This is a genomic window from Planktotalea frisia, assembly GCF_001890925.1.
GTDB lineage: Bacteria > Pseudomonadota > Alphaproteobacteria > Rhodobacterales > Rhodobacteraceae > Planktotalea > Planktotalea frisia.
Map to the genome: position 1 here is coordinate 1 of NZ_MLCB01000119.1, position 984 is coordinate 984.

The following is a 984-nucleotide window of genomic DNA, read 5'->3' on the forward strand; positions in this document are numbered from 1 at the left end:
GCTGCTGAGGGCGGTTCTAGTGTTATCACACAAAACCCGCAAGACCTTTTTTCGCAGTTTGTCGGAAAACTTCATTTTTTCTTTGAAAGTGTTTAATAACAATAAGTTATCATGAATTTCTTCCGCTTACACCCTTGATGCCAAGGCCCCTCAACGCTTCAAAATCAATATTTGGTGGTCTGCAAGTGAGTCTTGACGATATGCAGCTTCAGTTGAGTCTATTTGTTGGCCAAATCCCTTAGAACGCTTTTACGACCAAATGCCTTTCTCAGAGCAGGCTTGTGCATTTCGCTTAAAGCGCGCGCACGTGCTTGCGCTTGTCCAAGCCTTGATGCGTTATTCCCTACCCACGTTTGCCAATGGAAATCACCATCCAACTGATGCGATGGATGTACGCTTTTGAACGCGTCTAATGCGTCGGCATTCATCTCTGCGAGTCTACTGCGCTGTTGTTTTAACCTCGCCTCTTCTTCTTGAAGTTTAGCAAACTTCTGCGCTACCGCATCAAACACCAAGTCAGATAGCTTCGTCAACTGAGCCCATTTAGAATGCTTCACGTCGTTTTCCTTGTCTTAGCGCTTCTGCAAATCGGATCGCCACAGCCACGGCAGCATAGTGCTCCGGCTTGATCTCTTGCCCTATTTCTACGACCGTAAACAGAGCGCGTGCAGTCGGTGGATCTGAATGGATCGCAACTTTGGAATCGCTCGCCACTGCCCGGATCCGCAACGCAATTTCGTCGACGCCCTTGGCAACACAAATGGGTGCTGCCGTGCGTGATCCTTCCCACTTCAACGCAACCGCGTAATGCGTGGGATTCACTATGATCACATCGGCCGTGGGAACATCCGACATCATCTGTGAATGCGCTATCTCCTGAGCACGCATTCGCCTGGCTTGTTTTAGATGTGGATCGCCTTCGCTGTCCTTAGGCTCAGGACCCATTAATTGCCTTGATGCTGGTTTGTCGTCATGATTCACGAA

Annotated in this window: 2 protein-coding genes; both read right to left on the minus strand. The window is 49.0% G+C overall.

What is annotated here, in order from left to right; translation table 11 throughout:
• Positions 1 to 218: 218 nt before the first annotated feature.
• The gene (locus PFRI_RS08155; RefSeq protein WP_072630212.1) at positions 219 to 557 is read right to left on the minus strand and encodes a hypothetical protein; all 339 of its coding nucleotides are present in this window, start codon (positions 555 to 557) and stop codon (positions 219 to 221) included.
• The coding region (locus PFRI_RS08160) for an EscU/YscU/HrcU family type III secretion system export apparatus switch protein (protein WP_245812324.1) at positions 544 to 984 on the minus strand (441 nt) is incomplete at its 5' end. The genes PFRI_RS08160 and PFRI_RS08155, both read right to left, overlap by 14 nt.